Annotated in this window: 13 protein-coding genes; 7 read left to right on the top strand and 6 right to left on the bottom strand. The window is 71.9% G+C overall.

What is annotated here, in order from left to right:
* The first annotated feature begins 8 nt into the window (after positions 1 to 8).
* From ASD35_RS12080 to ASD35_RS12065, 4 genes are all read left to right on the top strand, one after another.
* Complete coding sequence (locus ASD35_RS12080) at positions 9 to 1397, top strand: TolC family protein (RefSeq protein WP_162254451.1); 1389 nt, start codon at positions 9 to 11, stop codon at positions 1395 to 1397.
* A 13-nt stretch (positions 1398 to 1410) separates the two neighbouring features.
* Positions 1411 to 2547 (top strand): efflux RND transporter periplasmic adaptor subunit, encoded by a 1137-nt coding sequence (locus tag ASD35_RS12075; RefSeq protein WP_056875185.1) that lies wholly within the window; start codon positions 1411 to 1413, stop codon positions 2545 to 2547.
* Between the two features lie 14 nt (positions 2548 to 2561).
* Complete coding sequence (locus tag ASD35_RS12070; protein ID WP_056875184.1) at positions 2562 to 5642, top strand: efflux RND transporter permease subunit; 3081 nt, start codon at positions 2562 to 2564, stop codon at positions 5640 to 5642.
* 156 nt (positions 5643 to 5798) lie between these two features.
* Positions 5799 to 6395 (top strand): PEP-CTERM sorting domain-containing protein, encoded by a 597-nt coding sequence (locus ASD35_RS12065; RefSeq protein WP_056875183.1) that lies wholly within the window; start codon positions 5799 to 5801, stop codon positions 6393 to 6395.
* An 82-nt stretch (positions 6396 to 6477) separates the two neighbouring features.
* On the opposite strand, the gene ASD35_RS12060 is transcribed toward ASD35_RS12065, so the two are convergent.
* The 5 genes from ASD35_RS12060 to ASD35_RS12040 form a co-directional block, all read right to left on the bottom strand.
* Positions 6478 to 9081 (bottom strand): VWA domain-containing protein, encoded by a 2604-nt coding sequence (locus ASD35_RS12060; protein ID WP_162254450.1) that lies wholly within the window; start codon positions 9079 to 9081, stop codon positions 6478 to 6480.
* The gene (locus tag ASD35_RS27580) at positions 8973 to 9263 is read right to left on the bottom strand and encodes a hypothetical protein (protein WP_056875181.1); all 291 of its coding nucleotides are present in this window, start codon (positions 9261 to 9263) and stop codon (positions 8973 to 8975) included. The genes ASD35_RS12060 and ASD35_RS27580 overlap by 109 nt, the downstream gene beginning before the upstream one ends.
* Positions 9264 to 9269: 6 nt before the next feature.
* Positions 9270 to 9845 carry a cohesin domain-containing protein gene (locus tag ASD35_RS12050; protein ID WP_056875180.1) on the bottom strand — a complete coding sequence of 192 codons (576 nt, stop codon included), beginning with the start codon at positions 9843 to 9845 and terminating at the stop codon, positions 9270 to 9272.
* Positions 9846 to 9964: 119 nt separating this feature from the next.
* A complete protein-coding gene (locus ASD35_RS12045) occupies positions 9965 to 11089 on the bottom strand; it encodes a beta-propeller fold lactonase family protein (RefSeq protein ID WP_056875179.1) in 1125 nt (374 codons plus the stop codon).
* Positions 11086 to 12375: an alanine racemase gene (locus ASD35_RS12040; protein ID WP_056875428.1), complete on the bottom strand. Its 1290-nt coding sequence runs from the start codon at positions 12373 to 12375 to the stop codon at positions 11086 to 11088. Before ASD35_RS12040 ends, ASD35_RS12045 begins: the two co-directional genes overlap by 4 nt.
* A 61-nt stretch (positions 12376 to 12436) precedes the next feature.
* Here ASD35_RS12040 and ASD35_RS12035 point away from each other — a divergent pair, with 61 nt between their 5' ends.
* Both ASD35_RS12035 and ASD35_RS12030 read left to right on the top strand, forming a co-directional pair.
* The gene (locus ASD35_RS12035; protein ID WP_056875178.1) at positions 12437 to 12814 is read left to right on the top strand and encodes a VOC family protein; all 378 of its coding nucleotides are present in this window, start codon (positions 12437 to 12439) and stop codon (positions 12812 to 12814) included.
* 117 nt (positions 12815 to 12931) lie between these two features.
* Entirely contained in the window at positions 12932 to 13261 is a 330-nt protein-coding gene (locus ASD35_RS12030; RefSeq protein ID WP_056875177.1) for a hypothetical protein, read from the top strand.
* A gap of 13 nt (positions 13262 to 13274) precedes the next feature.
* Here ASD35_RS12030 and ASD35_RS12025 read toward each other — a convergent pair whose 3' ends face one another.
* Positions 13275 to 13649, bottom strand: coding sequence for a DUF1801 domain-containing protein (locus ASD35_RS12025; protein WP_056875176.1), 375 nt, complete (start codon positions 13647 to 13649; stop codon positions 13275 to 13277).
* A gap of 116 nt (positions 13650 to 13765) precedes the next feature.
* On the opposite strand from ASD35_RS12025, the gene ASD35_RS12020 reads away from it, so the two are divergent.
* Complete coding sequence (locus tag ASD35_RS12020) at positions 13766 to 14761, top strand: transglycosylase SLT domain-containing protein (RefSeq protein ID WP_235538327.1); 996 nt, start codon at positions 13766 to 13768, stop codon at positions 14759 to 14761.
* Positions 14762 to 14784: the final 23 nt, after the last annotated feature.

Raw genomic sequence — 14784 nt, 5'->3', positions numbered from 1 at the left:
ACCCTGCGATGAAACCTTCCTCGACACGACTCCTGCCGCTGGCGCTGGCCGCCTTGCTGGCCGCCTGCACCACCCCCAGGGCGCCGGAACCCGCGGCGCCGCCGCGCCTGCCCGCCGCCTGGCTCACGCCGCAGGCCGGCGGCGCCGAACTCGCGCCCGCCTGGTGGCAAGGCCTGGGCGACCCGGCGCTGCCCGGCCTCATCGACAAGGCCTGGGCGCAAAGCCCCACGCTGGCGCAGGCGCGCGCCCGGCTCGCGCTGGCGCAGGCGCAGCGCCAGGCCGCGCAGGCCGCACTCGGCCCGCAGACGCAGGGCCAGGTCGCCGCCAGCCGCGGCCAGACGGCGCCCCCGCTCAGCCCGAGCAGTGCGGCCAACTGGACGGTGCAGGCCAGCTGGGAGCTTGACCTCTTCGGCGCGGCCCGGGCCAGCCGCGACGCCGCCGGGGCCCGTGCCGAGGCCGCCGCGCTGACGCTGGACCACGCGCGCCAGAACCTGGCCGTCGAGGTGGGCCAGGCGCTGTTGGCCTGGCGCCATGCCGACGCCCAGCTCGCGCTGGCCCGCGCGGACGAAGCCCTGGCCGAGCGCCTGGCCCGCGCCGACGCCCAGGCCGCCCGCGCCGGCACGCTGAGCGCCTCGCAGGCCGCGCTGAGCCAGACCCTTGCCGCCGCCGCCCGCACCGCTACCCAGGCCTGGGTGGAGCAGCGCGGTGCCTGGTTGCAGACGCTGGCGCTGCTGGTGGCCGACGACGCCGCCACGCTGGCGCCGCAGCTCGGCAGCCAGCCGCTGCCCGCGCCGGCCGCGCTGGCGGTCGGCGTGCTGCCGGCCACGCTGCTGGAGCGCCGCGCGGACCTGGCCGCCGCGCTGCGCCAGTGGCAGGCCGCGTCGCTGGAGGCCCAGGGCACGGCCATCGCGGAGCACGCGCCGCAGCTGAGCTTCTCCGCGCTGGTCGGCCGCGGCCGCTGGGAGCTGGGCGCCGGCACGGTCAGCGGCACCATCTGGAACCTCGCGCCCACGCTGACCATCCCCCTCTTCGACACCGGTGGCCGCGCGGCGGCGACGGCATCGGCCCGCGCGCAGGAGGCCGAGGCGCGTGCGGGCCTGGAGGCGCAATGGCGCGGCGCCGTCGCCGAGGTCGAGCAGGCCTTGCTGCGCTGGCATGCGGCGCAGGCGCGCCGCCGCGAGGCCGAGGCGACGCTGGGCCACTGGCAGCGCATTGCCGAGGCCAGCGGCGCCCAGGCGCGTGCCGGCCTGCTGAGCGGCTACGCGCTGGCCCGCGACGAACGCAACGCGCTGACCGCCCGCAGCGACGCGCTGGACGCCGCGCGCGAGCAGGCGGCCGCCTACCTGCAACTGGTCCGCGCCCTCGGCGGCGGCTGGACCGAGAACAAGAACACCTGACCTCACGACGACCATGAAGCTCAACAAGCCGTCCCTCCCGACCCTCGCCAGCGGCACGCTGCTGCTGACCCTGGCCGCCGCGGCCCTGCTGGCCCTGCAACCGGCCGACGCCGCCGACGACACCGCCAAGGCCGGCGCGCCCAAGCCGGCGCTCAGCGTGGCCGCCGTGCAGGCGCGCAGCGAAAGCTGGCCGCAGACGCTGGCCGCCAACGGCAGCCTGGCCGCCTGGCGCGAGGTGCAGGTGGGCACCGAGGCCAGCGGCCAGCGCATCGAGCAGGTGCCGGTGGACATCGGCCAGCGCGTGAAGAAAGGCCAACTGCTGGCCCAGCTCGCCGCCGCCAGCCTGAGCGCCGAGCTGGCCGCCAGCAAGGCCAGCCTGCTCGAGGCCCAGGCCAGCGCACAGGACGCCGCGGCCACCGCCGCGCGGCTGAAGAGCCTGGCCGGCAGCGATGCCGTCAGCGCCCAGCAGGTCGAGCAGGCGCAGGCCGCCGATGCCGCGGCGCGGGCCCGCGTCGCCGCGCTGCAGGCGCGCGTGAAGGCGGACGAGCTGCGCCTGTCGCACACCCGCGTCGTGGCGCCCGTGGACGGGGTCGTGGCGACCAAGGAGGCCGTCGAAGGCGCCCTGCCGCAACCCGGCCAGACGCTGTTCAAGCTGATCCGCGACGGCCGCCTGGAATGGCGCGCCGAGGTGCCCGGCGCCGACCTGGGCCGGCTGGCCGTCGGCCAGAAGGTGCGCATCACGCCGGCCGGCGGCCAGGCGCTGGACGGCCGCGTGCGGCTGGTGGCGCCCACGGTCGACCCGGCCAACCGCATGGGCCGCGTGCTGGTCGACGTGCCCGCACACGGCACGGCGCGCGCCGGCATGTTCGCGCGCGGCGAGTTCGTGCTGGGCGAGGCGCCGGTGTTGACGCTGCCGCAGTCCGCGCTGCTGCTGCGCGACGGCTTCGCCTACGTGTTCCGCGTCGAGGGCAGCAAGGTGCGCCAGGCCAAGGTCGAGACTGGCCGCCGCCAGGGCGACCGCGTCGAGGTCAAGGCGGGGCTGAAGGCCGGCGAGCCGGTCGTCACGCAGGGCGTCGGCTTCCTGGCCGACGGCGACACCGTGCGCGTGGTCGCCGCCCCGGCCGGTGCGGCCAGCGGCGTGGCGAAGTAAGGCGAGAGGTCTCCATGTTCAATTTCTCCGCCTGGGCCATCCGCCAGCCCATCCCCGCGCTGCTGCTGTTCGTCATGCTGACGGCGGCCGGCCTGCTGGGCTTCAAGGCCATGAAGGTCCAGCAGTTCCCCGACATCGAGCTGCCCACCATCCTCGTCACCACCAGCCTGCCCGGCACCGCGCCGGCGCAGATGGAGACCGAGGTGGCGCGCAAGGTCGAGAACGCCATCGCCACCGTGCAGGGGCTGAAGAACCTCTACACCAAGGTGCAGGACGGCACGGCCACCATCACCGCCGAGTTCCGCCTGGAAAAGCCCACGCAGGAGGCGCTGGACGACGTGCGCAGCGCCGTGCAGGGCGTGCGGGCCGACCTGCCGGCCGACCTGCGCGACCCGGTCATCACGAAGATGAACCTCAGCGGCTCGCCCATCCTGACCTACGTCGTCGCCTCCAAGGGCATGGATGACGAGGCACTGTCCTGGTTCATCGACAACCAGGTCACCAAGCGCATGCTGGCCGTGCGCGGCGTGGGCTCGGTGGCGCGCGTGGGCGGCGTCACGCGCGAGGTGCGCGTGGAGCTGGACCCGGCGCGCCTGCTGGCCCTGCAGGCCAGCGCGGCCGACGTGTCGCGCCAGCTGCGCCAGGTGCAGCAGGAAGCGCCCGGTGGCCGCGCCAACCTGGGCGGCGCCGAGCAGAGCGTGCGCACCATCGCCACGGTGGGCAACGCGCAGGAGCTGGCCGCGCTGGAGATCACGCTGGCCGAGAACCGCCGCGTGCGGCTGGACCAGCTCGCCACCATCAGCGACACGACGGCCGAGCGCCGCTCGGGCGCGCTGCTGAACGGCCAGCCGGTCGTCGGCTTCGAGATCACGCGCACCCGCGGCGCGGGCGAGCTGGATGTCGCCGAAGGCGTGCGCGCCGCCGTCGAGGAGCTGAAGGCGGCCCACCCCGACATCACCGTCACCGAGGCCTTCAACTTCGTCGACCCGGTGGTGGAGAACTTCGAGGGCAGCATGTCGCTGCTGCTGGAAGGCGCGCTGCTGGCGGTGCTGGTGGTGTGGTGGTTCCTGCGCGACTGGCGCGCCACCTTCGTCAGCGCCGTCGCGCTGCCGCTGTCGGCCATCCCGACGTTTGCCGTCATGCACTGGATGGGCTTCACGCTCAACGTCGTGACGCTGCTGTCGCTGTCCCTCGTGATCGGCATCCTGGTGGACGACGCCATCGTCGAGATCGAGAACATCATGCGCCACCTGACCGGCGGCAAGAGCCCCATCGACGCCGCGCGCGAGGCGGCCGACGAGATCGGCCTGGCCGTCATCGCGACGACCTTCACGCTGATCGCCGTGTTCCTGCCCACCGCCTTCATGGCCGGCGTGCCGGGCAAGTTCTTCGTGCAGTTCGGCTGGACCGCGGCCATCGCCGTGTTCTTCAGCCTCGTCGTCGCGCGACTGCTGACGCCCATGATGGCCGCCTACATCCTGAAGAAGCCCGACCACGACCCCGGCGAGCCGTTCTGGATGGCGCGCTACCTGCGCCTGGTGCGCTGGTGCCTGCTGCACCGCGGCAAGACGCTGGCGCTGACGACCGTGTTCGCCGTGGCCAGCTGCACGCCGCTGTTCGCGGGCAAGATCGCCGGCGCCTTCATCCCGCCGGACGACCTCAGCCAGACGCAGGTCTACATCCAGCTCGAGCCCGGCAGCACCTACGAGGACACGCTGAAGGTGGCCGTCGCCGCGCGCGACGCGGTGGCCAGGAACCCGCACGTCAAGATGGTCTACACGGCCATCGGCGGCGGCGCGGCCGGCTCCGACCCGTTCGCGATGGGCGGCGCCGCCGAGGCGCGCAAGGCCACGCTGACGCTCAACCTGACACCGCGCGGCGAACGCAAGGGCACCAGCAAGCAGGACCTGGAGCGCGAACTGCGGGCGGCCGTCGAGGCCATCCCCGGCGCGCGCTTCACGGTCGGCTTCGGCGGCTCGGCCGAGAAGTACGTGCTGGTGCTGGCCGGCGAGGACGGCGACGCGCTGCAGGCGCATGCGGCCAAGGTGGAGCGCGAGCTGCGCGGCCTCTCGGGCATCGGCCAGGTCACCAGCAGCTCGGCGCTGCAGCGGCCCGAGCTCATCGTGCGGCCCGACACCGCGCGCGCTGCCGACCTGGGCGTCAGCACCGCGGCCATTGCCGAGACGCTGCGCATCGCCACGGCCGGCGACTACGACCAGTTTCTGCCCAAGCTCAACCTGGCCCAGCGCCAGGTGCCCATCGTCGTCAAGCTGCCGGAAGGCGCGCGCACCGACCTCGACCTGCTGCGCCAGCTCAGCGTGCCGGGCAGCAAGGGGCCGGTGCCGCTGGAGCAGGTCGCCGACATCACGCTGGGCACTGGCCCCGCGCAGATCGACCGCTACAACCGCGCCCGCAACGTCAACTTCGAGATCGAGCTGAACGGCCAGGCGCTGGGCGACGTGCAGGCGCGCGTGGCGGCGCTGCCGACCATCGCCAACTTGCCGCCCGGCGTCATCAAGACCGAGATCGGCGACGCCGAGGCGTTCGCGGAGCTGAGCCAGAGCTTCCTGCTCGCGATGGGCACGGGCGTGGCCTGCATCTACGTCGTGCTGGTGCTGCTGTTCCACGCGTGGGTGCAGCCGGTCACCATCCTCGGTGCGCTGGTGCTGTCCATCCCCGGCGCCATCCTGGCGCTGTTCGTCACCGGCACCGACCTGTCCATGCCGGCCATGATCGGCATGATCATGTTGATGGGCATCGCGACGAAGAACTCCATCCTGCTGGTGGAGTACGCCATCATGGCCGAGCGGGAGCACGGCATGACGCGGCTGGAGGCCCTCGTCGACGCCTGCCACAAGCGCGCCCGGCCCATCGTCATGACGACCCTCGCGATGGGCGCCGGCATGCTGCCGATCGCTTTGGGCTTCGGCACCGACCCGAGCTTCCGCGCACCCATGGCCATCGTCGTCATCGGCGGGCTGATCACGTCGACCTTCCTGAGCCTGCTGGTCATTCCGGTGCTGTTCACGCTGGTGGACGACGGCATCCGCAAGATGACGCCGAAGCGGTGGCGCAAGGCGCCGGCGGTGGCCTGACGCGGGCGGCCGACCGTGCAGATTGCACGGTCTTGCCGCCCCTGGCTCGCAGGCGTGACAAAGCACCGCCCGGCCCCTCGACTCGCGGGGGGCGTTGCGTGGAGGCGGCTCATTAGAGTCGCGCCGCTGCAATGCCTGCAGTGAGGAAGAGACCCGATGAAAACAACCGTCCTGGCCAGCGTTCTGGCCCTCGCCGCCGCCCAGGCCTGCGCCGCGCCCGTCACCGTGGGCTTCGAGAACATCGCCAACGCGTCCAACGTCACCTACTACGACAACAGCGGCTTCACGAACCAGAGCTTCCGCTTCCTGCTGGACCATGGCCATGTCATCGACAGCGCCTACGCGCCCGGCGCCTATGCCTTCAACAACGGCAGCGACTGGTTGATGCACGACAGCTCCGGCGTGATGCGGATCAGCCGCGCGGGCGACCAGCTCTTCGCGCTGTCGCAGTTCGACTACGGGCACTACGGCCGCACCGGCGCCACGAGCGTGACGCTGACGGGCTTCTATGCCGACAACAGCACCATCACCGAGGTGCTGACCTTCACCGACTCGATCCAGACCTTGGCACTGTCCTCGGCCTGGACCAACCTGAGCCGCGTGCAGTTCGCCGGCAGTGGCAACCAGGCCTACGACAACTTCGTGTTCAACCGAGAAGCTGCGGCGATGGCGACGGTGCCGGAGCCGGCGTCGCTCGCCCTCGCCGGCCTGGCGCTGGCCGGCGTGCTCGTGGTGCGCCGCCGCCGCAGCTGATCAGCCGCCGTCTCAAGCGCATGGCCGCGAGGCCATGCCATTTCTCGTTGCGCGATCTACAGCCTGTGGTGGCCGAAGAGGCTCATTCGCGCTTGCAGGCGGGGCGTGTGCACAGCAGCGTGGCCTTGCGTGCATCCAACACCGTGATGCGGCCGTCGCCGTCGACATCGCGCGGATCGGCCGGACCGGATGCCGCCTGGTTGCGTGCCGCGAAGATGACGGCGATGTCGTCGCGGTCGACGTCGCCGTCGTTGTCCAGGTCCCCTGCAATGCTGGTGGCGCGGACGATCTGCGTGAACACCGACCCGTTGGCCGTCGACGCGCCCTGGACGCTGAGGGATATGTTGTTCGTCGTGCCCAGCACCGCATTGGCCGGAATGACGACCGGCACGTCGATCGTGCGCGACTGGTTGGGTGCCAAGGTCGCGGTGGCCGGTGCTGCCGCGCGGATGAAGCCGCGTTCGTCGACCGCCGTCACGGCGAAGCTGTCCGTGGCGCCCAGGTTGGTGACGAGAAAACGCACCACGGTGTTCAGCCCGGGCGCAAAGTTGCCAAAGCCACCGCCCAGCGCCTCCACCTTCACGGTGCGGCCGAGGAACAACTGCGGATAGGTGCGCAGGTAGGGTTTGCCGCCGCCGTCCGTGCCGGACACCTGAACGCGGAAGCGCTCGCCCGGCAGCTGGAAGGCCGACGACCATTCGTCAGGGGCCAGTTCGCCGCCGTTCGTCGCGGGCAGATCCATGATGGGAATGCCAGCCTCGGAAACCAGGCGGAAGCTCGCACCGGCGACGACGCCAAGCACCGTGGCGCGCGACTGCTGCACGGCACCGGCCAGCGGCTGTGACTTGATGGCGAACAGGCCTGTATGGCCGTCCCGCCCGCGGGATTCGACGAACTGAAAACGGTTCAGCTCGATCGGGCTGTCGGCGGTGACCGAGAGGTCGAAGCTGCCGGTGCCGGTGAGTGTCACGCGCCACGTCCCCGCTGCCGGCGCCGACACGGCGAACAGCGTGCCGCCGGTTACGGGGGTGACGGTCACGCCGGGTTGGCCCCCGGCGATCTCGCGGCCGCTCGGGTCGAACAGGCGGGCAGAAGAGCCTGCGTTGACTGCGGCCGACACCTGCAGGCTGACTGCGGCGGGATCAATGGGCAGATCGATGTTGCGGGTGCCGCCGATGGCGCCGCGGCCGATGAACACCGGCTTGGGGGTGCCTATGACATAGGGGTTCACCAGGCCGAAGATCTTCTCGGTCTCAGCGGTTGTGCGCGAGAGTTCGTACAACTGGCCGCCGGTCTCCGCCGCGATGGCGTAGTACGCAGGATCGATAGGCGAGCAGGAACCGAAGGTCAGGAAGCTGATGGAGATCTGCTTGGCACGCGCTTGCGTGATGACGTTGCCGGCGAGCCCGGCGTCTTTCGCGCTGGCGTCGGTGAACAGGTAGAGCTGCGAGGCGTCGGGCGCGGCATTCACCGCGCGCAGCGCGCCGGTCATGGCGAGTTCGGGGCAGTCGCCACCGCCTGAGGCGAACAGGCCGTTCGCGGCGCTCAGCAGCGCGCCGGCATCGGCCGTGACGGTGGCGCCGCTCACACTCGGGTCGTTGAAGCCGACCAGGATGTACCGGTCCGGAGGATTGGCGCCACTGGCCACGGCATTGACGATGCGGCCGATCGATGTCTTCACGCCGGCGATCACGCCGCCCATGCTGCCGGTGGTGTCGACGACGAAGCCGACTGCGCCGCGCACGTCGAGGAAGGCGCGGATCGCGCGGTCATTGCCCGCGATGCCCGGCGCGCCGAGGATCTGCCGGATCAGGCCCTCGGTGGCATTGACGGCGGCGGCGCGCGCGGCCCCGTGGCCGGTGCGGCTGGGCTCGTCCTTGTGAATGCCTGGGTCGAGGCCGAGGCCGTGATTGCATTTGCCCTCGGGTGGCGCGAGCACGAGGCTGAAGTAGCCCGTCGTCGTGCTGCTGAGACCCAAGCCCGCGAGGGTGCCGGAACCGAGCGTGGAGAAGCCGCGCTCGCAGGTGTCCTGCGTCGGTCCGAGGCGCGACAGGACGGTCGTGCCCAGCCCCGGGTCGCCCGACGAGATGTTGATCCAGTTACTGTGCGCGAAGAAGTCCTGCAGCGTGTGCAGTGCGCGCCCAACCTGGCGACGCGCGGCGTCTCCGTCGGGCGTCGGTGCCGTCAGCAGGCTGATCACGGTGTTCTTGATGTCGATGATGCGCTGCGAACATTCGGGCAGCAGTTCGTCGTCGCAGTGCGCTGTCGGCACGGTCAGCTCGCCGCGGTCGGAGACGATTTCGTCCACGCCAGCCGTGGCATCGCGAACCTGGAGGATGGCGCGCTCCGAGAAGCGCAGCGTGCTCAGCCCATCGCTGGATCGAACCGAGATGCGGGCGAGCGCGTCCCGCACGATGCCGACGTGGCCGAACTCAGCAGTCGGCTTGAAGGCCGCAGCCTGATGCATGGCGCCTGCTGTGCACAGCGCAAGCAGGGCGAAGGCGTACCGGGAGATGCGCTTCATAGCGTGGTTTCCTTGCAGAGCCTGTCCTTGCGGACGGTGGGCTGGGCGCTGGATCAGCGCAATCCCAGCCAGTTCAGCGGATCGATCAATTGCGCGCGGGCCAGCAGGACGACCAGGCCCGCATAGGCCAGCGGCAACGCGGTGCCGGCGATCAATGGCCAAGGCTTGCTCGCGTCCGGGCCGCCAAGCCATGCCACGCCCAGCAGCACGAGCAGTAGCAACGCGAGCAGCCCCAGCACCAGCAGCACGAGGAACGGCGATTTGTCGTTGCCCGACAGGCGAGCGGCGATGACCACGGCAGCGAAGACCGCGGCCGGGGCCGCCATGAGCACGCGCGGCGACATCGCGTCTCAGTCCGCGCTACGGCGGCGTCTCGCGCCCAGCAAGCCCAGGGCCAGCGTCGCCAGGGCCAGTGAACCCGGCTCAGGCACGCGGTTGCCGGCCGCCGTGACGGTGACGTCGGGCTCGGCGCCCGTCGTGGCGGCCAATACGTTGCCGAAGGCATCGCTGAACAGCAGCCCCGGCGGTGTCGTGAGGTCGAAGTGAAGGTCGGCGAGGCCGGCCTGCAGCGCGTCAAAGCTCAGGGTGGCTAGCGTGAAGGGACCGGTCTGGGCGGCAAGCAGGTCGGCCTCGGCGAGCAGCGAAACGGCGGCGATGTCGAGGCGTCCTGTGCTCACAAGCGTGCTGCTGAACTGGTCGATGCCGTCGACGCCGAGCGCGGCCCCGAAGGCAACGCCGGTGATCGACAGCACGGCGGCGTTGAAGGTCACGTCGAGGTCGAAGGCGCCCAAGGCATCCGGTGCGCCAAGGTGGTCGAACATGAGATCGACGGACAGGCTCTGGCCGACGTTGAGGTGCGTGGCAGACGGCACCAGGCTGACCGTGCCTGCCTGGGTGGTGCCCGCAAGCACCAGTGCTGCCGTCATCAACAAGCTGCGAAAGTTCACGTGCCGTTCTCCCTGGGCGCAATGGCTGCGATGGGCGGACGGTAGGGCGGGAGGCTGTGCGCTGCATCCTCACGCTTGATGAGCAGCACTGCCCCGGATCACAGCCAGCAAGCGCCGGCCGGGCTGGGCACGGGCGTCTGCCGGCCGGTGAAGCGCGGTGCCTCGGGGCGGCCGAGGTCGAAGTGGCTGAGCTGGTCGCTGCGCTGGTTGCAGACGAACATCTGCGATCCGGCGATGCACGCGCTGCGCGGGTAGCTGCCGTGCACCCAGTGGTGGTCCAGCAGCCGTGGCTGGAGCGGGTCGTCCAGCGCGATGACGCCGATGCTGTCGTGCAGCCGGTTCAGCGCGTAGAGATGGCGGCCGCCGGGGGCGACCAGCAGGCCGGCGGCGTAGCTGGTGCCGGCAAAGCCGGCGGGCAGGGCCGAGATCTCGTCGAGCAGCCGCGGCCCCCCGGCGCCCAACTGAACCGTCGACAGCGTCGAGGGCTGCTCCTGCAGCACGTAGACGAGGTCGACTTGCGTCGGGTGGAAGACGAAGTGGCGCGGGCCGGAGCCCGGGCTCAGCGCCAGCTCGCGGGCCGGCGCATCGGGCGTGGCGGCGGTGAGTGGCCAGGCCAGCAGGCGGTCGCGGCCGAGGTCGGTGCCGACCAGCCAGCGGCCGTCGGGGCTGGCCTGGATCATGTGGGCGTGCGGCGCGTCATGCCCGCCACTGGCTTGGCTGCCGGGCGGCGCCTTGGCGGCCTGTGGCGGGCCGGCGCGGCAGTCGGCGCCCAGGCAGGACGGCCAGCTCTCGGCACGGCCGACTCGGCCATCCGCCTGCAGGGGCAGCGCGGCGAAGCGGGCGTCGCCATAGTGCGCCACCCACAGCCGGCCCGCCGCCAGCGCCAGGTGCACGGGGCCGCGGCCCCCGCTGGGTTCGCGCTGCAGCGGCTTCAGGCGGCCGGCCTCGTCCTGCGTGTAGACGGCAACGTGGTCGCCGCCTTCCTCGGCCGCGTAGACGCGCTGGCCATCGGTGGCCAGCCAGCTCGGGCTGTGGGCATTGGGCGTGGTGCCCAGCGGCTTGAGCGCGCCGTCCGCGCCGATCGCGAAGCTGTAGAGGCCCTGGCCCAGCGGTGCGTAGGTGCCGACATGCAGGAAGCGGGCTGGATCGGGGGAGGGAGCGGCGGCGAGTGCGGGCATCAGAGGCGTGGCGGAGAAGAGCAACAGCAGGTCGCGGCGCTTCATTGGAACTGTGTCGTGATCGCGTCCACGACGCGGTCGCCCTCGTCGACGACGGCCATCCAGGCCCATTTGTCGAAGGTGGTGCAGGGGTGGGAGGGGCCGAGCGCGACGCGCTCGCCGACGGCCGGGCCGTCGGTGGCGAGCGGGTCCCAGCGCAGGTAGGCATGCTGGTCGTTCAGGCCGGTCACGCGCCATGCCGCGGGCGCCGCCCGCCGCGCGCCGCCGCGCAGATGCCAGATGGGCAGCGGCCAACCCTGGTCGAAGGACACGTCGCGCCGGCCGGCGTTGAGCAGCGCCAAGCCGGGCTCGGGGCAGGACAGCACCTGCGTCCAGACCTCCAGCGCCGGCACCAGGCTGGGCGCCGCGGGCGGCGTGCCCATGCGCTCATCCATGGCCTGCATGTAGCGGCCGTAGTGCTCATGGTCGTGGCAGATGTAGCAGCCCGAGCGCAGCAGGCCCAGGCGCCCCGGTCGCCCGGCCAGCACGGGCGCGACGAGGTCGAACAGCGCAGAGCCGCCGCCGCTCAGCCACAGCGGCAGCGCCTCGGCGTCGATCAGGCCTTCGGCCTCGATGGCGGCCAGCAGCGCCTCCACGCGCGAGCGCCATTGCTGCATCAGCGCGCGGTCCGGGCCGGTCTCGCCGACGACCTGCAAGCCCTCGTAGAAGCCGATGCCGCGCAGCCGCAGCGCCGGGTGGGCCTGGAGCGCGCGCGCCAGCGCCAGCGCCGGGCCGTGCTCGCGCAGCCCGCAGCGCGAGGTGCCGAGTTCGATCAGCACGTCGACCCGGGCCTCGCCAACGCCGAGCTGCGCCCAGTGCGCGGCCAGCAGGTCCAGCTGCGCCTGCGAATCGACGAAGAACGCCAGCTCCACGCCCGGGTGGCGGCGGCGCAGGGCGAGCAGTTCGGCCAACTCGGCCGCGCCGAGCAGCTGGTTGGCGATCAGCGCCCGCCGCGCCCCCGCGGCCAGGCCCAGGCGCAGCTGGTGCACGTTCGCGAACGTCAGGCCCCAGGCGCCGGCGTCAAGCTGGCGGCGGAACAGCTGCGGGCTCATCGTCGTCTTGCCATGCGGCGCCAGCTGCACGCCGCGCGCCGTGGCGAAGGCCTGCATCCAGGCGATGTTGTGGGCCAGCGCCTGCTGGCGGATCACAGCCAGCGGCGTGGGCAGCTCGTTGCCGGTCAGCGTCCAGCCGCGCTGGGCGACATCGGCCAGCGGCAGCGGCGGCTGCAACGCCGGGAAGCCTTTCAGCCAGGGGCCCAGCCAGCCGGGGCGAGGGGTATCGTGGTCGTCCATGCCGCCATCATCGCGCCGCCGGGCGTGCGGGCGGCGCAGGTTCCCATGGCTGGAGACATGCATGTTCGACCACGTCAAATTCGGCGCCAGCGATTACGCCGCGAGCAAGGCGTTCTTCCTCGAAGCGCTGGCGCCGCTCGGCGTCACCCTCGTCTCCGAGGGGCCGCCGGCCTATGGTGCGGAGCTGGCTCAGCCGCACGGCAAGGAGTCGCTGTGCCTGTTCGAGACCCAGGAGAAGCCGGCGCACCTGCATCTCGCATTCACGGCGGCCACGCGCGCCCAGGTCGACGCCTTCCATCGCGCGGCACTCGAGGCGGGCGGGCGGGACCACGGCGCGCCGGGGCTGCGCCCGCACTATCACGCCCACTACTACGCCGCGTTCGTCATCGGCCCGGACGGGCACAACATCGAGGCCGTGTGCCACGAGCCGGAAGCCTGATCCACGCGTGAACAAAAACACGCCGTCGGCCGTTGCGTGAATCCGGCCCGCACGCGAACGGCGCAAGCGCTGTTTCTGAACGCTGGCCGGGCGGCCTGCGGTCCTATCTTTGCGGCCATGACCCGCCATCGCCGCCCAATCCCGCTGCCCAGCTTCGGCCCGCGTCGCATCCGTTGCCATGAAGGCGCGGCGCGGCTGGTCGTGGACGAACGCGTCCCCAGCCAGGAACGGCCGGTGCAGGCGGAGCTGCACCTGCTGGAGCGCTTTTCGGCGCTGATGGCCGGCCAGGGCTGGCCCGCGCATGTCTCGCGCCTGGCCTACGACCGCATCTATGCCGGCGAGCGTTTCGGCTTCGCCAAGCGGGTGGGGCGGGGCGAGCTGCCGGGGCTCGCGGAGCAGCTGATCCAGTGCTGGCGCGCCAGCCGCAGCCAGCCGGCGCAAGGCTGAAGCGGCGTCCGGGTCACTTCGCCCGGTTGTGCTGGATCGCCGCGCGGATCAGCGCCTTGAAGGCGGCCGCGTCCACTTCGTCAGCCGCACCGAAGTCGATGGCACGGCGCACCTTGCCTTCGAGGCTGGAGTTGAACAGGCCCTTGGGGTCGGGCAGGGCGGCACCGTGCGGGAAGGTCAGCTTGACCTTGGCCTTGTAGGTCTCACCGGTGCACAGGATGCCGTCGCACTCCCACACCGGGCCGTCCCATTTCCAGGCTTCGACGACGGCGTCGTCCGCGGCCAGGATGAGCTGGCGCAGCCTGGCCAGCGTGTCGGCGCGCCAGTCGCCGAGGGCGGCGATCTTGGCGGTGATGCGTTCGGAAGGGGAGTCCTTGTCGGTGGTCATGAGAGCTCTTCGTCCATCACAGGCGTCAGCGGGGGCCGCCATTCTGACGGTCCGTTGCCGCAGCGTGAACAGGCCCTAGACTCGCAGCCCGCTTTCGCCGCCGTCGTCTTCTGCCCGTGAGAACCCTGTTGCTGGCGCTGCTGCTCGCGCCCCTGACCGCCCTGGCCCAGACGCCCTCGCTGACGCTGGAACAGCTGCCCCGCCCGACGATGCCGCCGGGCGAGCGCGGGCCGGTGGTGCCCGCTCAAGTGGAGCGTTGGCGACAGGAGGCCAAGGCGCTGGAGTATGGCGACGGCGTCAAGCGCGACGAGGTGGCGGCCGCCAAGCTGTATTGCCGCGCTGCCCGCTACGGCGATGCCGAGGCGCAGTACAGCCTGGGCTGGATGCTGACGAACGCCCGCGGCATCCAGCGCAACGATGCCGAGGCGGCCCACATGTTCGCCGCCGCCGCCGAGCAGGGCATGCAGCAGGCGCAGAACATGCTCGACTCGATGGGCGGCACGCCGCTGGGCGACCCGCCGCCCTGCCTGCGCCCGCCGGAGACCGACCCGCCGGTGGCCGTGGCACAGCCGCCGGCGCGTGGCGCCAAGGGGTTGCCGTCGGCCACCTCGCTGTGGGCCACGCTGCCGCTGCCCGAGCGCGCGCCGCCGGCCATCGTCAACTACGTCAAGCTGCTGGCGCCCGAGTACCAGCTCGCGCCGGCGCTGGTGCTGGCCGTGATGGCGCAGGAGTCCAACTTCGACCCACTGGCGGAGTCGCCCAAGAAGGCGCAGGGGCTGATGCAGCTGATGCCCGACACGGCCGCGCGCTTTCGCGTCACGCGCCTGACCGACCCCTCGCAGAACATCCGCGCCGGCATGGCCTACCTGCGCTGGCTGCTGGCCTATTTCGAGGGCGATGTGATGCTGGCGCTGGCCGCCTACAACGCCGGCGAGCGCGCGGTGGACCGCTACCTCGGCGTGCCGCCCTATGCCGAGACGCGGCTGTACGTGCGCAAGATCATGGCGGCGGTCGGCGGCCAGCGGCTGCACCCGTTCGATGCCAAGGCGGCGCCGGCCTCGCCCATGCTGCAGCGCGTGAAGGCGGCGATGCAGGCGATCCAGTCGCGTTGACTTTTCCCGGGCGGCGGCCGGTG

This window comes from Pelomonas sp. Root1444 (assembly GCF_001426885.1).
In the GTDB taxonomy this organism is placed as follows: domain Bacteria; phylum Pseudomonadota; class Gammaproteobacteria; order Burkholderiales; family Burkholderiaceae_C; genus Pelomonas.
This window is presented reverse-complemented; position numbering and strand designations above follow the sequence as displayed.